This is a genomic window from Novosphingobium sp. IK01, from assembly GCF_033242265.1.
Classification (GTDB): Bacteria; Pseudomonadota; Alphaproteobacteria; order Sphingomonadales; family Sphingomonadaceae; genus Novosphingobium; species Novosphingobium pituita.
Genome location: NZ_BTFW01000001.1, coordinates 3,482,224 through 3,500,819, shown reverse-complemented (window position 1 = coordinate 3,500,819; position 18,596 = coordinate 3,482,224). Strand labels below are relative to the sequence as shown.

The window sequence follows — 18,596 nt, the reverse complement described above, 5'->3', positions numbered from 1 at the left end:
TTCATCGTTCGATCACCACATCCGTCAAAGGCCGCGCACAGCACGGCAGAATAAACCCGGCGTCAATCTCGCGCTGGCGGATGCCGCCATTGTGCGCCATCGCCACCTGGCCGCTCACCAGTCTGGCCTTGCATGTCCCGCACAGGCCATTGGCGCACGAGGACGGCAGCACCACCCCTTGCGCGCGCGCCGCAGAGAGCAGGGTCTGATCAGCGCCCACGGTGATCGTGCGGTTCTGGCGGCTGAAGGTGGCCGAAAAACCGGTCTTTGCCGGCGCATCGTCCACTGTGCTCTCAACCGGGGCGAGGTCGAAGCTTTCTTCGAGCCAGGCCGCCTGTGGCACGCCCGCCGCCACGCCGATGGCCCGCGCCGCCGCCATGAACGGCGCCGGGCCACAGCACAGCACCGTGCGCGCGGCCAGATCGGGCACGAGCGCGCCCAGCAGTTCCGCCGAAATCCGCCCGACCGGCCCGAAATGCCCGCCCGAGCCATCCTCGGGCAGGAAGATCACGCGAAAGCGCGGATTGGCGCGCGCGAGCGCCTGCAAGTCTGCCGCGAAGGCAAAATCGGCAAGGCTCCGCGCGGCATGGAAGAACACCACGTCGGTCCTTGCCGCCGCATCGGCGAGGGTGCGCGCCATGGCGATCATCGGGGTGATCCCCGATCCCGCCGAAAGCAGCAGCAGCTTTTCGGGCAGGGGCCGGGGCAGCGTAAAAGCGCCCGAAGGCCCCATCGCGCGGATCGTGTCCCCCACGCGCAAGGCCTCGTGGAGCCGGTTCGACACGCGCCCGCCGGGCACCCGCTTGACGCTGACCGCAATCGTGCGCGGACGCAGCGCCGAGGACGAGAGCGAGTAGCAGCGCGGCTCGGTCGCGGCCCCTTCCCCGCTTTCCAGCGGCACGTCGAACGTGAAATATTGCCCGGCTTCCAGCGCGAAGGACTGCCCCTGCGCGCCCGCGAACGTGAATGTGCGAATGTCGGGCGTTTCGTCGTGGACCGCGAGGCACACGAGATCGGCATCGGTTTCGCGGTCCCACCAGCGGGCCGCAGGGTCGCAGGTCAGGTCCATCCCGTCCTTCATCCGCTCAACCACCATGCTTGCGCAACTGGTTGAGATACCACGTTGCAAAGCTTTCCAGCTCGGTCTCTGCAAACGTGGAATAGGGGCCGGGCAGATAGGCCGGATCGCCCACCCCGGCATGCGACCGCTCGACAAGGCCGGCGTCCTGCATCGTCGTTGCCGTCCACACGCTGGTCAGGTGGTCGACATCATAGTCCACCCCTTCGACCGCATCCTTGTGGACGAGCCACTTGGTGCGCACCAGTGTTTCATCGGGGCCGAGCGGGATGACCGTGGCGATCACCGCATGGTCGCCCATGAAGTGGTTCCAGGTGTTGTGGCCCCACAAGTGCACGTCGCCCAGCCCCGTGCTGCCGATCGTGCCGAGCAGGCGCTTGCAGGCCGCGCGGGTATCGGGCGACTGGCTTTCGCCCGCGCCGTTCATCATCAGGCGCTGGGTGCGGAAATTGGTGTCGCCATCGGCCTGTGGCAGCACCGCCGCCGAAGGATAGCCCGCTTCCTCCCACTGCGCGGTCACGCTGGCAAAGCGCGCCTCGTGGGCATCGGCCCGCGCGCGATCCTCGGGCGCGAGCGTGGCCGGATCATAGCCGAAATCGAGGTCGATGAACGACAGGCACAGCTCCGGGTGATTGCCCAGACAGTGGTAGCATTCGCGGTTGTTCTCGATCGTCAGCTTCCAGTTGCCGCGCTCGACGATGTCGCACTGGTGGGCGATCTTGGCATTGGCGATGTCGTAGGGCGCAAGGCGCGGGGTCATCGTCTCGACCAGACGCGCAACGTCCTGCGGCGGATCGTCCGACAGGCAGGCATAGATCAGCCCGCCCACGTTCACATGCGCGACCGGGCGCAGCGAATGGCACGAACGATCGAACCCGGCGCCCATGTGCGGGGCATGCATCAGCTCGCCCGAAAGCTCGTAAGTCCACTGATGATAGGGGCACACCAGCTTGGAGATGATGTGCGTGCCCTTGTCGAGCAGGCGCGCGCCGCGATGGCGGCACACATTGTGGACCACGCGCACGGTGTTGTCGTCGTCGCGCAGCAGGATCAGGCTGCTCTTGCCCAGTTCGACGACATGCGCGTCGCCCGGCTCGGGCACGTCGCATTCGAGGCCGATGGCGATCCAGTTGCGACGGAAGAAGATCTCCATGTCGGCGGCAAAGACGTCGTCACGGGTATAGAGCCCGCCGGGCAGGCTGTGGCCCGGCTTGCGGCTGTCGATCAGCGAGCGAATGGCAGGGGAAAGCGGGACCATGGTTTCTCCGTCGCGCAAGAATGGCGTGCAATCCATGTGTCACGGAAGTGCAGCCTGCCTTCAACGGCACAAAGAATCAAACTTCGCTTGAGAAAAAGTTATGGGAAGGCAAGACTGCTCCCTGCCATCAAACAGGGCCCCGCGATGTCGCGTTTTCGCAAGAATATTCCATCGATGAGCGCCCTGCTCGCGCTCGAAGCCACCGCGCGCCATCGCAGCGTGACCCTCGCCGCCGCCGAACTGGGCGTGACGCAGGCCGCCGTCAGCCGCCACATCGGCGCGCTCGAAGGCGAACTGGGCCAGTCGCTGTTCGTGCGCCGCCACCGCGCGATCGACCCCACGCCGACCTGCCTCGCGCTCACCGCCTCGCTCGCCGACAGCTTCACCGCCATCGGCCGCAGCATCGATGCCGCGCGGCTGGGCGACCGCCCGCGCGAGATCACCATCGGCACGACGCTGGCCTTTTCCTCGCTCTGGCTGATGCCGCGCCTCAACGCCTTCCGCGCGGCGGTGCCCATGGCCAAGATCCGCCTGCTCGCCCGCGACAGCCGGATCGGCCTCGACGCGGGCGAGGCCGATGTGGTCGTGCGCTTCGGCGTCCCCCCGTTCGACGACGGACGCGCCCTTGTGCGACGCCGCGACGTGATCATGCCGGTCTGCTCCCCCGCCTTTGCCGCGCGCATCGCCGACCCGCAGGCCTTCCTTGCCGCGCCCAGCGACCTTATCGAGAACGACGTGACCGACCGGCAATGGTATTCCTGGGCCGACTGGTTCGCGCGGGCCCGCCCCGGACAGGCCATTGCCCCGCCCGCGCTGCTGTTCAACGCCTATACCGATGTTCTGGAAGCCGCGCGCGCCGGTCAGGGCGTGGCGCTGGGCTGGGGCGTGCTGTGCGAACGCTTCCTCGCCGATGGCAGCCTCGTGCGGCTGGGGCCCTGCGAGGTCCGGCCCGATGGCACCTATACCGTGCTGCTGCCCCGGCGGCGCGCGTCCGATCCGGTCGCGCAGATGGTGGCGCAGTGGCTGGCGGGGGAACTGGAAGGGTAAAAGAAAAGAACAAGGAAGGGGCCATCGCCCCTTCGACCCCGGAATTCCTGCCGGTGTTGCGCCTCACCCTTTCGTCATTCCCGCGCAGGCGGGAATCCAGCAACGACCTGTGCTTTCTGGATTCCCGCCTGCGCGGGAATGACGAAGAGGGCTACGCCAAGATGGAGGCGGAACATCCGCCCATTGCGCAACATTCGCAGGAGTTCCGGGGTCGAAGGGGCAATGGCCCCTTCCCTCCCCCTTGTTCTTAAAGATCCTTCACCAGCCGCAGCGCATCATAGATCGCCGCATGGGTATTGCGCGAGGAAACCGCGTCGCCGATCCGGTAGAGCGCGAAGGCGCCTTCCACCCCGCGCGAGGCCAGCGGGGAGCTGTCCTGACGCGCACCCGCAACCAGCGCGGCATAGTCGACCGCGCCGAGGTTCGAGGAGAGCGGCTTGAGTTCGAAATAGAGATCGTCGAGCGGCACGGTGCCGTGGTTGACGACCACCTGATCGACCTCCCGGCTGCGCGCGACGGGGCCATAGTCGCTGCCCAGGTGCGCGGTCAGGCCATTGCCCTGACGGGTCACGCCCCTGAGCGTGTAGCTGACGGTGAACGTCGTATCGAGGGCCTGAAGCGAGCGCATGTAGGGCACGAGGTTCATCGCCATGACTTCAGGCGCAAAGCTGCGGTCCGGGGTCATGATCTCGACACTGGCGCCCGCCTTCGCGGCGATTTCGGCGGCCTGAAGCGCCACGTGATCGCCCGCGTCGTCGTAGACCAGAACCCGCGTGCCCGGCTTCACGTCGCCCGCGATCACGTCCCATGCCGTCACCACGAGGTCGCCCCCGGTTTCGAGCGGCACGCTGTCGGCCATGCCGCCGGTGGCCACGATCACCACGTCGGGCTGCTCGGCCAGAACCGTGTCGGCATCCGCCCAGGTGTTGAAGGCAAAGCGCACGCCCTGCTCGGCGCAGCGGTCGAGGCGCCAGTCGATGATCTGCATCATCTCGCGGCGGCGCTCGCTCTGCGCGGTCAGGCGCACCTGCCCGCCCGCGTGGGCCGCGGCTTCGAACACGACGACATCGTGGCCGCGCGCGGATGCGACGCGCGCGGCTTCGAGACCGGCAGGCCCGGCCCCGACGATCACGATCTTGCGGCGATCAGGCGCGGGCGCGATGTCGTGCGGCATCGTCAGTTCGCGGCCCGTCGCCGGGTTGTGGATGCAAAAGGCTGCCCCGCCCTGATAGATGCGGTCGAGGCAATAGTTGGCGCCCACGCAAGGACGGATCGTGTGCTCCTGCCCGGCCACGATCTTGCGCACGATGTGGGGGTCGGCCATGTGCGCGCGGGTCATTCCGATCAGGTCGACCGCGCCGCTTTCCACCGCATGGCGGGCAGTGGCCACGTCCTGGATCTTGGCGGCATGGAACACCGGCAGGCCGGTTTCCTCGCGCACCTTGCGCGCGGCATCGAGGTGGGGCGCGCTGCGCATGCCCTGGATCGGGATCATGTCGGTCAGCCCGGCGTCGTGGGCGATATTGCCGCGCACGACATTGAGGAAATCGACGAGGCCCGAGGCGGCCAGCGCGCGCGACATGGCCATGCCATCGTCTTCGTCATAGCCGCCCGGCACCGTCTCATCGACCGAATAGCGCACGCCCAGCAGCATGTCAGGGCCCACCGCCGCGCGCACGGCCCCCAGCATGTCCATGCCAAAGCGCATGCGGTTTTCGAGCGAGCCGCCATAAGGCGCGGGCAGGTCGTTGGTCAGCGGCGACCAGAACTGGTCGAGCAGGTGGCCGTAGGCCTCGAACTCGATGCCATCGAGCCCGGCTTCCTTTGCCCGCTGGGCCGCAGCGACATAGTCGGCGATGATCCGCTCCATGTCCCAGTCCTCGATCCGCTTGGGAAACGCGCGGTGGGCCGGTTCGCGTTCGAGCGAGGGGGTGACAACGGGCAGCCAGTCGGCCTTGTCCCAGCGCGTGCGGCGGCCGAGGTGGGAAAGCTGGATCATGATCGCCGCGCCCGCCTCGTGGACGCCATCGGCCATCTCACGCAGCCAGGGGACGATCTCGTCCTTCCACATCAGGAGGTTGGAAAAGACCGGCGGGCTGTCGAGCGAAGTCGAGGCCGATCCGGCCGTCATCGTCAGGGCGATCCCGGCCCGCGCGCGCTCGATATGATAGGCCGCATAGCGCCGCGTCGGAATCCCGTCTTCCGAATAGGCCGGTTCGTGCGCCGTCGTAATAATGCGATTGCGCAAGGTGAGATGTTTGATCGTATAGGGTTGAAGCAGAGGATCGGTCGACATGGGTGCGCCTTTGCTGGGTTTCACCCTGAACACCACATATGTTCACATGCGTCAAGGATATGGTCATGGTTGTACAATCGGAAGAAGCGGAACCCGTCCGCAAAGCCGCCCGGACAAGGCGGACGGAGGCGGCCGCCAAACCCGATTCGCGTGATGGGGCCAATCGCGGCTCGCGCGAGCTGTGGCTCGATGCGGCCTGCGAACTCCTGCTCGATCAGGGCGTTGCCGCGGTGATGATCCAGCCGCTGTCCAAGCGGCTCAAGCTCTCGCGCACGAGCTTCTACTGGTTCTTCGAAGACCGCGAGGAGCTGCTCGACGCGGTTCTCGAACGCTGGCGCGACCGCAACACCGGCTCGATTCGCGAACGCTCGTCGGCCTATGCCGAGACCATCGGCGAGGCCACGCTCAACCTGTTCGACTGCTGGCTCGATCCCGAGCTGTTCGATACCCGCTTCGAATTCGCGGTGCGCAGCTGGGCGCTCCAGAGCGAGGAGGTGGCCGCCGAGATCAAGGCCGCCGACCAGCAGCGGCTCGAAGCGATCACCGCGATGTTCACCCGCTTCGGCTATCCCCTCGCCGAGGCCGATGCCCGCGCGCGCACCGTCTACCTGACGCAGATCGGCTATATCAGCATGCAGACGGTCGAGGCGCCCAACGTGCGCATGCCGCGCGTGGCCCACTATGTCGAAATCTTCACCGGCAAGCCCGCCCAGCCGCGTGAACTCGCGCGGTTCTTTGCCCGGCACCACTATTCCTGAGTCCCCCGGAAAGGCCTTTGCGCGAAGGCCTGCGACAGACACGAAAAACCCCGATGCGCCACCAAGGCCCATCGGGGTTTTCCATTTTTTGCCTGCAAGGCCCCGACGCGCAGCCTGCGCCACACGCCGGGGCCATCACATCAGTGCGCGGTCTTCTGGTCGGGCAGCGCATAGGCGATGATGTAATCGCCGATTTTGGTGCCGAACGAGCCATGACCGCCCGCCGCCGTCACCACGAACTGCTTTCCGTTCACGGCATAGGTCATCGGGGTCGACTGGCCGCCCGCAGGCAGGCGGGATTCCCACAGCATCTTGCCGGTGGTCACGTCGAAGCCGCGGATGAAGTTGTCCTGCGTCGCCGTGAGGAACGAGACGCCGCCCGCCGTGGTGATCGTGCCACCAAGCATCGGCACGCCGATCCTGAGCGGCAGGGGAACGCCGTTGTCACGGGTGGTGCCCACGCGGTGCTTCCAGATGACCTTGTTGGTCTTCAGGTCGATCCCCGTGACATAACCCCAGGGCGGCTGCATGCAAGGCAGGCCGAGCGGCGAGAGGAACGCATTGAGTTCCACGCCATAGGGCGAGCCATACATTGGCTGGACGCCCGTTTCCGTACCCGCCGGGTGCGCATTGTTGGGCTGGGCCGGGTTGCCCGGGCCACGCGGGATCAGGCGCGAGACGAACGGAATGTTCATCGGGTTGGCGACAGCAATCTGGCGCCTGGGGTCGATCGAGATGCCGCCCCATTCGAACATGCCCAGATTGCCGGGGAACACCAGCGTGCCCTGAAGCGAGGGCGGCGTGAACGGACCATCATAGCGCAGGCGCTTGAACATGATCCGGCAGGCCATCTGGTCGAACATGGTGGCGCCCCACATGTTCGCGTCGGTCAGGTTCTCGGCCGGACGCAGCGTCAGCTCGGAGAACGGCTGGGTCTTCGACAGCCATTCACCCGGCGCGCCCCCCTGCAGCACGGCGCGTTCGGGCGCCGGGACGATCGGCTTGCCCGTGCGGCGGTCGAGCACGAAGATGTTGCCGGTCTTGGCCGGGGCATAGATCGCCGGGACGATGCCGTGGGCGGTCTGGATGTCGGCCAGCGTGGGCTGCGAGGGAACGTCCATGTCCCACAGGTCGTGGTGCACGGTCTGGTAGTTCCACACGCGCTTGCCCGTGGCGATGTCGAGCGCGACCAGCGAGGTCGCATAGCGCTCGTTCAGGGCCGAACGGTTGCCGCCGAAGATATCGGGCGAGGACACGCCCATCGGTATGTAGACAAGGCCCAGCTTTTCGTCGGCCGAGGCCGTGATCCACGAGTTGGGCGAGTTGCGGGTATAGGTTTCGTTCGGACCGGGGATGCGGTTTTCATCCCTTGCGCCCGAATCCCATGCCCAGACCAGACGGCCGGTGTAGACATCGTAGCCCCGCACCACGCCCGAGGGTTCGTTGGTCGAGTAGTTGTCGATGACCGCGCCGTTGACGATGATCATGTTCCGGGTGACGACCGGCGGCGAGGTCACTTCATAGAAGCCGCCACGTACCAGATTGATCTGCTTGTTGAGATCGATCGTGCCGTTGGCGCCAAAGCTGTGGCACAGCTTGCCGGTCAGCGCGTCGAGGGCGATCACGCGGCCATCGTTGGTCGGCAGGATCACGCGCTTTGCACACTCGGCAGGCGCGGGCTTGCCCGTGGTGTCGAGAGCATTGGCGACGTTTTCGTGATACGACAGGCCCCGGCAGGTCAGGTGCTGGAAGCTGTTGTCGTCGACCAGCTTGGGATCGAACTTCCACACCTGCTTGCCGGTGGCGGCATCAAGCGCGAAAGCGATCTGGTGGGCCGAGCACAGGTAGACCAGATTGCCGACCTTGATCGGGGTCACCTCGAACGTGGATTCGACCGGATCGGCCTTGCCCAGCGCGGGCAGGTCGCCGGTGCGGAAGGTCCAGGCGACCTTGAGGTTCGAGACATTGTCTGGGCTGATCTGGGTCAGCGGCGAGAAGCGCAGGCCGGCATTGGTGCGGCCATAGGCGGTCCAGTCCTCGGGCGAGATGCCGTCGGCCAGATCGACCGCACCCGGCGCGCCCGGCAGGCTGCCGTTGATCGAAACGCGATCGGCAGTCAAAGAGCAGGCCAGCGTGCCCACCGCAGCAACCAGCGCGACCACCAGCGGCCAGCGCATCGGCGCACGGCCCGCCGCATGGGCGCGCACGACCCAGGGCAGCAGCAGCACGATGCCAAGCGGAACGAGCACGTCACCACGCGGGGCAAGGCGCCAGAAATCGATGCCCGCTTCGCCGATCGCCCAGACCATCGTGCCCAGGATCACGGCGGCAAACAGCGGATAGGCCCACTTGCACGAACGCCAGAGCAGCACGGCATTGACCAGCAGCACGACGCCGGTGATCACGTAATAGGCCGAGCCGCCCAGCGCGACCAGCCAGCCACCGCCCAGAACGAGCGGAATGGCGACAAGCAGGACCAGTATCGATGCCAGCCTGAGGGGAAGACCCGCTCCCTTTCCTGGGAGAGGGTCCTGAATTGTGGGGGAGGACATTTTAATTACCCCTTGCTTCCATTAGAATTAATAAAATCCCCTCCCCGAGATTTTAGAGCCCGCTCCGAAACGATAGCTTCGGATCAGATACTTACAGCGCGAAAGAACTCTTCATCCCAAGGATCACGACGTCCTTGTTGGTGTGGTATCCGCCGGGATTGACGATGTACTGGATGTTGGGCTTGAGCATCACGCCGGGGTAGATGTGGACCCCGTAGTAGAACTCGGTCAGGTACTCCGCGTCGGCATGGCGCCCGGTCGGCGAAGCCAGTTGCTCGCCATAGGCCGCCCGGCTGTTCACATTGGTGCGGCCGATCGCCCAGCCCAGTTCATCGTGCGGACGGGCCGAGAACGGCGCCGACCAGAGCAGCCCGGCCGTCAGCTGGTTGTCGGTGCGCGCGGTGCGGCGGTCGGTCTGGGTCAGGTTGAACTGCACGCTCACGCCACGGGTCACCATCGCGCCGGTCAGCGGGTCCTTCGTGTAGGAACCGGTGATCTGCTGGCGGATGGCGATGTAGCCACCATAGCGGCCCCGACGCGCCATCGGGTCGATGTCGCGCGCGCCGACCGGCTGGCCGTCGACACCCAGCAGCACGTCATCGGCGCGCTGCGAGTTGTACCAGGCACCGATCTTGTAGACACCGGGCAGCCCGCGCGAACCCAGACGCGGGGTCCAGCCCGCTTCGACCGGGACCGTCACGCCATCGGCGCCACCGTGGTTGAAGGCGAAATTGTTGTCGAGGCTGTGACGGTTGGCCTCGAACACGGCGGCCTTCACATACCACGACTTGTGCTTGTAATTGGCGACCAGCGCCCACTGGCTGATCGGCCAGTTGTACCAGTAATCGCCCACGAGGTTGCCGACAGCCGCGCCGCAGAAGCTCAGGTTCTGGAACTCGCAGCCCATCTGCTCGAAGTCCGAGCCCATGGTCATGCGGCCGATCTTCACATCGAGCGAGGCGCCGATCTGCTGCTGGTAATAGGCTTCGGTCACGCGCCAGGTCTGGCCGCGCCCCCAGACTTCCTGCACCAGCTGAAGGGTTTCGAGACCGGCCTTGTCCCCCAGGTTGGGGCCATGGCGATAGGTGATCTTGCCGTGGAACGACCCGCCGTGGATCCCCGCGATCTTGTCCATGTCGAGATCGGTGCCGAGCACCAGCTGGCCGACCGCAGTGGCATCCTTGCGCGCACCACCCGCGACATTGGCGGCAAATTCGTTGCCATAGGCGACCGTCAGGCCGACGCCGGCATCATCGAGCTTCTCGCGCAGGCCGCCCCAGTCGCCCAGAATGCCATCATAGGTCTTGCGGACCAGGCCACCGGGCAGCGACGTGACAGCAGGCTCTCTCCCACCAGAAACCGGTTCGGCCGAAGGTGCCACGACGGGGCTGGCCGCATCAGCGGCAGGCGCATCGGCCCAGGCCGCGCCGGGCAGCATGAGCGTGGTGGCAATGACAGCGCAAACCGACCCTGCAAAATGATTCATCTTTTTCATTTTTCACCATCATATCTGTTTATGTTATTGATCATGCTGGCGTTTTCGGATCTTGCAGATCCCCCGGCGCCAGCCTCCCATCTTGCCTTCAGACGCATCCGGGGGCGGTTCTGGCGAACCCTCGCACCGCCCGAATGCCCCGTTTGGGGTCAACAGCCCCACAGCCTCGTGCCCGCTCATCGACCAGTCTGGAAAAGCGTGGTCGACATGAGACCAATCCGCCCGGTCACGAGCGGCCCATGTCGCCGGAAAGCCCATCCCCTGCCCGCTCCCGCCCCGGAAAAACGCCCGGAACCGGGAAAGTCGAACATGTCAGCCTCAGGTTCGTTGCCCGTTCTCCCAAATTACCCATTGTCGGAGTTTATCGACACAATTCCAGACAACGCTGTCAGTCATGGCCGAACAAAGGGGGGTGAGACAACTTGTCACGTTGTGCAGACCCCCTCGTTCCGGCAAGACCGGACATGCTGCCGAGAACCACGTTTTTCGATAGTTCCGTTGAGCTGTCCTGCCGCTAGCATCTAAAATTCGGCAGATCACGGCAACCGCATAGGTATGCCTTACGACTGCATACGAATTTTCTCCCTTTTTATTGACTGCGCTGCCATACATGATTCCGGCACCGGTTTCAGTCCGACTATTGAACCAGACTGCTCACCGGGTGTCCAGCCCCGAACCGTTCCCGGCCGTGCGACACCTGTCGCCACCGGACATGCGCTCTTTCGCGTCAACGGGCTTTCCCGCCGCGTCATCTGCATTATGAAATGGAGCCATGCGCAAACCCGCCCTGTCCGGCTTCATCGCCGCTTCGCTCTGCCTGTCGTCCCCGGCCCATGCCTGGGGGCCCATCGGCCATCGCATCACCGGCGCCATCGCCGACGAGAACCTGAGCGGCCTGGCCCGCGCGCGGGTGCGCCTGCTGCTGGGCAATGAAGACCTCGCCCAGGCCGCCACCTGGCCCGACGACATGCGCTCGGCCCCCGATCCGTTCTGGCAGAAGACCGCCAGCCCCTGGCACTATGTCACGGTCAAGGGCGACGACTACCAGACTTCGGACGCCCCGCCCGCAGGCGACGCGGTCACCGCGCTGGCGCATTTTTCCGCCGTGCTGCGCGATCCCAAGGCCTCGCCCGACGAACAGCGCATGGCACTGCGCTTCGTGGTTCACATCGTGGGCGACCTGCACCAGCCGCTCCATGCCGGCGCGGGCGATGATCGGGGGGGCAATACCGTCTCGGTCAGCTGGTTCGGCAAACCGACCAATCTGCATTCGATCTGGGATTCGGCGCTGATCGAACAGCGCGGGCTGTCCTATTCCGAATATGCGCACTGGCTGTCCCGCGCGATCACCCCGCAGGAGGTGATCGCCTGGAACCAGACCGACCCGAACGTGTGGATTCACGAGAGCGTGGCCCTGCGCAAGACGATCTACCCCACCGACCCGGCGCTGAGCTGGGACTATGCCTACCAGCATCGCGGGGAAGTCGATCAAAGGCTCGAACAGGCCGGGGTGCGCATCGCGGCAACGCTCAACCGGATCTTTGAAAGCGCGCCCCCGCCCCGTCCCTGAGGGCGCACCGGATCGGGGCGCGAAAGCAGGCCGGAGCTTATGCAGGTCCGGCCTGTTTCCCGTTCGGGGCAGCAGGCGGCGCCGCCGGAAGGGGTGCGACGGCCTCGATCTCGACCCGGCGGTTCTTCGCGCGCGCGTCGGGATCGTCGGTGCCGTCGCGGCGGCGGTTGGGCACCAGCGGGCTGGCCTCGCCCATGGCGACAACCGTGATCCGCGCCGGGTTCACCCCCTTTGCGATCAGATAGGCCCGCGCCGCCAGGGCGCGCTGGCGCGAGGAGGCCAGATTTGCGCTGTCCGTGCCATGGGAATCGCTGTGCCCCCAGATCGTGACCGGGCCCCCGGCCTGAAACGTCGGATCGCCCAGCAGGCCATCGATCAGCGCCCGGCCGGCATCGTCGAGCCGGACAGCCCTGGCCGGCCAGGGCACGACGAGATGCACCGGCAGCAGCACCGGGGCCTGCGTCGGCCCGGCGTCGACCTCGGGGCGGATGATCGACTTTTTCGGCTCGGGCGCCGGTTCGCCTGAAGCAGACTGACCGGCAGCAGAACTGGCCCCGCCCTCGCCTTCCCCCTGCCCGTCATCGGCCTGATCCGAAGCCTGCGCGGAGGCATCCTGACCGGGCTTGTCCGGGCCGGGTCTGTTGCAGCCGCCCAGCGTGGCCAGAAGAACCGAAAACGCGATGATCGACGCGCGTCTCACGACATCACCTCCCTTTGCTCATTCCTGTTCCTGACAGCGCCACGCGCGGCTTCGGGTTCCTCGTGGCGCGAGGGGCCATAGGAAATGATCGTGTCGCCCGCCTGCGGCGTGGGACGCGAGGCATGGGTGAAGAACACGATCCGCCCGTCCTTGCGCAGCACGAACAGCATGTCGCTCTGATCGGGCAGCGCGGCCTGCGCATCGGCAAAGTCGAACTGGTCGCTCAGCCTTGTCTTGCGGAAGGTCCAGCCCAGACGCTCGCGTTCGAGAATCTCGGCCACTCCGGCGCCCGAGGCGAACATCGCGCGCCCGCGCAGGGCTTCGGGCAGGCTGCGATGATCCTCGTCGTCGCCCGAGCCGCCCAGCTGGTAGACCGCATCGCGCCCGAATTCGGGTGCGAACTCGCTGCACACGAGGGCGTTGTAGGCCTCGCTGTCGGTCGTGGCGACGAGCACCTGAAACTGGCCGAGTTCGAGGCGTTCCTCGGTCGCCTCGGCCAGAATTTCGCCATGGTAGGTGGCAATGCCCGCCTGACGCGCAAGCGAGAGGCGCGGCCAGCTGGTGTCGACGATCATCACCGGCACGTCGAGCTGGCGCAACTGGTCTGCCAGCGACAGGCTCCACGAAGTGCTGCCCACGATCAGCAACCCCTTGCGCGGCGGGCCCTGCACCCCCAGCCAGCGCGCAACGAAACGGATGCTGAAACCATGCGCGATGATCGTGGCGACCACCACCGAGAACGAAAGCGCCACCAGAATGCTGCCGTCGCCATAGCCGAGCTGGTCGAGCCGCAGCGCGAAAAGCCCCGAGATCGCCACGGCCACGACCCCGCGCGGCGCGATCCACGCCACCAGCAGGCGCTCGTTCCAGGGGATCTTGCTGAAGGCCAGGCTGACCAGCACCGTGGCCGGACGCACGAGGAACAGCACCGCCAGAAGATAGGCCAGAAAGCGCCACTCGAAATGGCGCAGAACCCCGAAATCGAGCGAGGCCGAGAGCAGCACGAACACGCCCGAAATGAGCAGGACCGTGATGTTCTCCTTGAACGGATGAATGTCGCGCAGGCTGTCGAGGCGCATGTTGGCAATCGCCACGCCCATCACCGTCACGGCCAGAAGGCCGGTTTCCTGCTCGATGAGATTGGAGAGCACGAACGTGCCCACGACCGCCACCAGCAGGACCGGCGCCTTGAGATATTCGGGCACATGGCCGCGCGGGAAAGCCCAGGCGATTGCCAGCGCCGCCAGATAGCCCATGAGCCCGGCCACCACCGCCGCCGCCAGCAGCGAGCCGACAACAGCAACCACCGTCGCCCCCTCGCCCGTGCGGCGCAGACATTCATAGGTGACCACCGCGCACAGCGCGCCGATGGGATCGTTGACGATGGCTTCCCACTTGAGGATCGTGCGCGGGCGCGCAGCCACATTGCTCTGGCGCAGCAGCGGGATCACCACCGTGGGCCCGGTGACCACCAGAATGCCCGCAAACAGCGTGGCCACCGGCCAGACCAGCCCGGCGATATAATAGCACGCCAGCGTGCCCAGCCCCCAGCCGACCGGAATGCCGATCAGCATCAGGCGCGTCACCGCGCCTTCGGTCTTGCGCAACTCGCGGAAATTGAGGCTGAGCCCCCCTTCAAAGAGGATCAGCGCCACCGCGATGGAGATCATCGGCTTGAGCATGGCGCCAAATGTCTGGTCGGGAATGACCAGCCCGGTGACCGGCCCGGCAACAACGCCCGCCACGAGCATGAGGGCGATAGCCGGCCATCCGGTGCGCCACGCGATCCACTGCGCGCCGATACCAAGAATACCGATCAGAGCGAAAACAAGAGCCTGTTGCTGCATGACCTTCAGAAAAAACGAGGAGCACCTGCCTGTCCCAACGCAGCGCGCCGCATTTCTATCCCGGCCCCCTGTGCCCGCGCGGTTTGCGCCCGACGATCCCCCCGGAATCAGACAAGGAGAGGCACCGTCAGAGCGCCTCTCCTTGCAGGATCATCCCGAGGGTATCGGCCTGGGGATCGAAAACACAGGCCGGACGGACCTTACCGGGCCCTGGAAACCGCATCGACGAGCGTATCGTCGACCTTTCCGGGATCGACCGAGAGGATCACGGTCGCCTTCTGCTCGCCCAGCCCCGGCTGGTAATGCTCGCGCCACGAAAGCGTGTCGCCATAGGTCGCGCCGAACTGGCTGTCATAATCGACATAGAGCTGTTCCGAGCGGGTCACGACCGAAGGATCGATCAGCACCGCCGCAACGATCTCGTCCCACAGCGGGAAGCCCGGCTCGAACCCGGAAACCACCTGCCTGATCCCGGCCGGGGCCACCTTGGCCACGCGTGCGAGCAGGTCGGGGGTCAACTGGGTTGCGGTCGAGGGATCGACGGGAACCACGGTGATCGACTTCCACGGCGCGTGCGAGGTGATGCTGGCTGATTCAGGATCGAAGCGGATGTTGAATTCACGGCGGGGCGAATTGGCAAATTCGCGCGCAAAGTCGGCAGCCGAGCGGTTGTCGAGCACCTGCCGGGGATTGAAGCTGCCGCCCATGTAGATCAGCCCCTTGGCAAGGCTGGCGAACTCGGGGTCGAGGCGCTGGGCCAGCGCAAGGTTGGTCATCGGGCCGCCCTCGACGATCGTGATCTGGCCCGGATACTTGTGGACCATGCGGATCATGAAGTTGGCCGCCGCCTCGGCCAGAACATGGCCCTTGGGCGCGCCGCCGGGAATGTCGCTGACATCCTGCGGGGTGCGATAGGGCGGGGTCGATTGCTGGGTGGGCTCCACCCACTCCTTCATCCACACGCCCTTCCACGTCAGCTTGCCATAGAGGGCTTCCCAGCGCCGGGTCTTTTCCTCGGTGTTGAGCAGCGGATAGAGCGCGCCCTGGGCCACGGGAACCTTGTCCTTGCCCATCAGCTCCAGCATGCGCAACTGCATCGCCGCGCCGCGCGTCGCCCAGATATTGCCGCTCACGCTCGTCACCCCGACCACGTCGATCTTCGGCGAGGCCAGCAGCGCGATGTGCATCAGCGAGGTGCCTTCGTCATCGATGATGACCATCTGGCGCGCGTTCGCCTGTTCCGCCTTGGCAGGAGCAGTCTTGCCCGTCTCTTTCTGGGCCGGAGCTGGGGTCCGGGCCTGAGCCTGGCCCATCGCGGCCAGGGCGCCAAGCGCAAGGAAACCAGCCCGAAGGCGGCGGGAGAAGGTGGGGGAGGAAGAGGCGGGGGACGAATAGGTCAAGGGCTGTTCCGCTCGTTGGACGGGAGACCTGCCACCAAAAGCGCATGCCCGAACGGAGGGAAACCGGGCATGCCGGCAGGCCGGGGAAGAAAAAACGGGGCACCGGATCACCGGCGCCCCGCAGACTATCAGAAGTGGAAGCTGATTTCGCCGCCGAAGATGCGCGGTTCGTTCAGCATCGCGGTCAGGTTGTTGAAGTCGATCGCGCCCACGATCCGCACCTGGTTGGTGATGTTGCGGGCAAAGGCGGCCACTTCATAGCCACGCGCCTTGTCGCGATAGCCGACGCGCAGACCGCCTTCGACCGAGGCCTTCCCGGTGAATTCAACCGCCTGATAGAGGAAGAAGTTCACCTTCGAGCGATAGGCCCAGTCGGTATAGGCGAAGACTTCGGTGGTTTCGGTCAGCGGCACGGCATAGCTGAGCGTCGCATTGCCGATCCAGCGCGGCGCCTGGGGCAGACGGTTGCCATCGATCGAGGCCAGCCGCGTTCCATTGACCGAGACCAGCGGGTCGAGGACCGTGCAGTTGCTGCCGCACGGGGCGACAAACAGGTTCTTGTCGCGCAGCTGGGTGAAGTTGTAGCTGCCGCCCAGCGTAAGCTGGAGATGCTCGATCGGGGTCGCCGTCAGTTCGGTTTCCACGCCATAGCCGATGGCCTTGCGCGCATTCATGAGCTGGGTGACGTTCGAGCCCCCGCCCACGGCGGTCAGCTGGATATTGTGCGTGTTCGAGAAATAGGCGTCGATCGAGAAGTTGAACAAGCCGGGCTGTTCGCTCTTGAAGCCGATTTCATACGAAGTCGTCGTCTGCGGACGGGCCACCGTGGCGACACCCGACTGGGTATCGTTCTTGAGCGCCGCCCCCAGATAGCCCGAAGCCACGCGGCCATAGACGCTGCTCGACGACGAGATCTTGTAGGTGGCGCTGCCATCCCACGACCAGTTGGAACCCGCGACATGGCCGGTCGACACGCCGATGCCCGGACCGCGCGCGTTGATGTCGGCGCCATCGACGAGGATGCTGTGACGGCGATCATGCGACCAGCGCACGCCCGCGCGCAGGATCAGCGAACTGGTCGGCGTATATTCGCCCGAACCGAAGAACGCATAAGTCTCGTTGTCGAGATGCATGACGCTGGTCGGCGCATAGACGTTCGCGTTGTTCCACGAGCCGCTGCCATTGTCGAGGTTCTGGTTGAAGTAGTAGGCCCCGGCCTGGAAGCTGACATCGCCGAACTTTTCAGAGGCGAAGCGCACTTCCTGCGAGAATTCCTTGGGCGAGGTATCGCCACCGGTCTGGACCTGGAACGGCACGGCGCCCGGATAGGACCCGTCGATGTCGCCACGCGAGAACACGTCGGCGCGTTCCCAGGCCGTGATCGAGTAGAGGGTGCCGACGCCGCCGAAGGCATAGCTGCCCTGAAGGTTGATGCCCCAGCTGTCGAGCGACTGCGGGTTGTCGCCGTTCTGGGCGGTGTGTCCGATGTCGTAGCCCGGAACCAGATCGTTGGTGCCCTTCTGGATCGCGTTGCCGCGGAACAGGCGCGCGGTGCCGCGCAGCGAACGGCCATGGACGTTCAGCAGGAGGTCGAGCGGGCCGTTCTCGTATTCGAGCATGAAGCGACCGGCAAAGTCGCGATAGCCTTCGAAGTTCTTCGAATTGATCGTCTGCGTATAGTCGTTCTTGACCCAGTTGTCGCGACGCTGAAGCAGGCCGGCCACGCGGAAGCGCAAGTGGTCGGTGATCGGCGCGCCGATGGCGGCCTCGATGTTGGCGGTGTTGAAGCTGCCCCACGAGGCGCTGATATGGCCGTTGAGGTCTTCGGTCGGGCGCTTAGAGGTCAGCTTGACCACACCGGCCGGCGTGTTGCGACCAAACAGCGTGCCCTGCGGCCCCTTGAGCACTTCGACGTTTTCAAGGTCGAAGACCGGGAAGGCCTTGAGCATCGGGCTTTCGAGCGCGACGTTGTCGTAGACGACCGAAACCGGCTGGGCCGCGTCGGCGCTGAAGTCGGTGTTGCCAAGGCCACGGATGTAGAAGCGCGGGAAAGTGCGGCCAAACGAGGATTCGATCTGGAGGCTGGGCACGCGCGAGGCGAGGAAGCGAATGTCCTGACCGCTCGAATTGAGCACGTCGAGCTTCTCGCCCGAGAGCGACGAGACCGCGATGGGAACATTGATCGCGCGCTCGGAACGGCGCGTGGCGGTCACGACGATGCCGCCGCCAGTGCTGGCATCGCTCGCAGCTTCCGTTGCCGGGGCATCAGCCTGGGCAGCGGCTTCTTCGGCAAAAGCCGGAACGGAAACGGCAGACATGATGGCGATGGCCGAGACGGTCATCGGCCAGCGCAGATTCGTAAATTTCACAGACCCCCCTGAAGGTGCTTGTCGTTTCTTGGAAGGGGGCGCTCATAGAGACAATGTTGTGTTGCAGCAAATACAAGATTCACAACAAAGTGCGACAAAAATTCGCACACCCCACCCTTCCGGACAGCCGCTATCCGGCGCACCTGCACCAGGAATCGCTTCATTCCGGCCCAGCCTTGCGTGAAATTATCGAAAAGCCCGTTATTTTAATATTTTTCTACAAATC

The 18,596-nt window shown here is 65.4% G+C and carries 12 protein-coding genes; 3 read left to right on the top strand and 9 right to left on the bottom strand.

Annotated elements, in window-relative coordinates; translation table 11 throughout:
* Nucleotide 1: 1 nt before the first annotated feature.
* Together SBI20_RS16170 and SBI20_RS16165 are read right to left on the bottom strand one after the other, a co-directional pair.
* Nucleotides 2-1,096: an FAD-binding oxidoreductase gene (locus tag SBI20_RS16170; RefSeq protein ID WP_317975980.1), complete on the bottom strand. Its 1,095-nt coding sequence runs from the start codon at nt 1,094-1,096 to the stop codon at nt 2-4.
* Nucleotides 1,086-2,336, bottom strand: a complete 1,251-nt coding sequence (locus SBI20_RS16165; protein WP_317975979.1) for an aromatic ring-hydroxylating oxygenase subunit alpha — start codon at nt 2,334-2,336, stop codon at nt 1,086-1,088. The genes SBI20_RS16170 and SBI20_RS16165 overlap by 11 nt, the downstream gene beginning before the upstream one ends.
* Nucleotides 2,337-2,510: 174 nt before the next feature.
* On the opposite strand from SBI20_RS16165, the gene SBI20_RS16160 reads away from it, so the two are divergent.
* Complete coding sequence (locus SBI20_RS16160; RefSeq protein ID WP_317975978.1) at nt 2,511-3,383, top strand: LysR substrate-binding domain-containing protein; 873 nt, start codon at nt 2,511-2,513, stop codon at nt 3,381-3,383.
* Between the two features lie 247 nt (nt 3,384-3,630).
* Here the strand turns inward: SBI20_RS16160 and SBI20_RS16155 are convergent, their stop codons facing one another.
* Complete coding sequence (locus SBI20_RS16155; protein WP_317975977.1) at nt 3,631-5,679, bottom strand: NADH:flavin oxidoreductase; 2,049 nt, start codon at nt 5,677-5,679, stop codon at nt 3,631-3,633.
* A gap of 65 nt (nt 5,680-5,744) precedes the next feature.
* Here SBI20_RS16155 and SBI20_RS16150 point away from each other — a divergent pair, with 65 nt between their 5' ends.
* A complete protein-coding gene (locus SBI20_RS16150; protein ID WP_317975976.1) occupies nt 5,745-6,437 on the top strand; it encodes a TetR/AcrR family transcriptional regulator in 693 nt (230 codons plus the stop codon).
* Nucleotides 6,438-6,577: 140 nt separating this feature from the next.
* Here SBI20_RS16150 and SBI20_RS16145 read toward each other — a convergent pair whose 3' ends face one another.
* Complete coding sequence (locus tag SBI20_RS16145; protein ID WP_317975975.1) at nt 6,578-8,989, bottom strand: glucose/quinate/shikimate family membrane-bound PQQ-dependent dehydrogenase; 2,412 nt, start codon at nt 8,987-8,989, stop codon at nt 6,578-6,580.
* Nucleotides 8,990-9,080: 91 nt separating this feature from the next.
* On the bottom strand, nt 9,081-10,475 hold the full coding sequence (locus SBI20_RS16140; RefSeq protein ID WP_317975974.1) for a carbohydrate porin: 1,395 nt from the start codon (nt 10,473-10,475) through the stop codon (nt 9,081-9,083).
* Between the two features lie 781 nt (nt 10,476-11,256).
* Between SBI20_RS16140 and SBI20_RS16135 the strand changes: the two genes are divergently transcribed.
* On the top strand, nt 11,257-12,054 hold the full coding sequence (locus tag SBI20_RS16135; protein WP_317975973.1) for a S1/P1 nuclease: 798 nt from the start codon (nt 11,257-11,259) through the stop codon (nt 12,052-12,054).
* Nucleotides 12,055-12,091: 37 nt separating this feature from the next.
* Here the strand turns inward: SBI20_RS16135 and SBI20_RS16130 are convergent, their stop codons facing one another.
* The 4 genes from SBI20_RS16130 to SBI20_RS16115 form a co-directional block, all read right to left on the bottom strand.
* Entirely contained in the window at nt 12,092-12,754 is a 663-nt protein-coding gene (locus tag SBI20_RS16130; RefSeq protein WP_317975972.1) for an OmpA family protein, read from the bottom strand.
* Complete coding sequence (locus SBI20_RS16125; protein ID WP_317975971.1) at nt 12,751-14,601, bottom strand: cation:proton antiporter; 1,851 nt, start codon at nt 14,599-14,601, stop codon at nt 12,751-12,753. Before SBI20_RS16125 ends, SBI20_RS16130 begins: the two co-directional genes overlap by 4 nt.
* 200 nt (nt 14,602-14,801) lie before the next feature.
* Nucleotides 14,802-16,001 (bottom strand): nucleoside hydrolase, encoded by a 1,200-nt coding sequence (locus SBI20_RS16120; RefSeq protein WP_317975970.1) that lies wholly within the window; start codon nt 15,999-16,001, stop codon nt 14,802-14,804.
* Between the two features lie 128 nt (nt 16,002-16,129).
* Nucleotides 16,130-18,370, bottom strand: coding sequence for a TonB-dependent receptor (locus SBI20_RS16115; protein ID WP_317975969.1), 2,241 nt, complete (start codon nt 18,368-18,370; stop codon nt 16,130-16,132).
* Nucleotides 18,371-18,596 lie beyond the last annotated feature (226 nt).

Bases quoted from the DNA above. Each gene is read 5' to 3' on its own strand.
- SBI20_RS16170 (WP_317975980.1), bottom strand. From the start codon at position 1,096: ATGGTGGTTGAGCGGATGAAGGACGGGATGGACCTGACCTGCGACCCT.
- SBI20_RS16165 (WP_317975979.1), bottom strand. From the start codon at position 2,336: ATGGTCCCGCTTTCCCCTGCCATTCGCTCGCTGATCGACAGCCGCAAG.
- SBI20_RS16160 (WP_317975978.1), top strand. From the start codon at position 2,511: ATGAGCGCCCTGCTCGCGCTCGAAGCCACCGCGCGCCATCGCAGCGTG.
- SBI20_RS16155 (WP_317975977.1), bottom strand. From the start codon at position 5,679: ATGTCGACCGATCCTCTGCTTCAACCCTATACGATCAAACATCTCACC.
- SBI20_RS16150 (WP_317975976.1), top strand. From the start codon at position 5,745: ATGGTTGTACAATCGGAAGAAGCGGAACCCGTCCGCAAAGCCGCCCGG.
- SBI20_RS16145 (WP_317975975.1), bottom strand. From the start codon at position 8,989: ATGTCCTCCCCCACAATTCAGGACCCTCTCCCAGGAAAGGGAGCGGGT.
- SBI20_RS16140 (WP_317975974.1), bottom strand. From the start codon at position 10,475: ATGAATCATTTTGCAGGGTCGGTTTGCGCTGTCATTGCCACCACGCTC.
- SBI20_RS16135 (WP_317975973.1), top strand. From the start codon at position 11,257: ATGCGCAAACCCGCCCTGTCCGGCTTCATCGCCGCTTCGCTCTGCCTG.
- SBI20_RS16125 (WP_317975971.1), bottom strand. From the start codon at position 14,601: ATGCAGCAACAGGCTCTTGTTTTCGCTCTGATCGGTATTCTTGGTATC.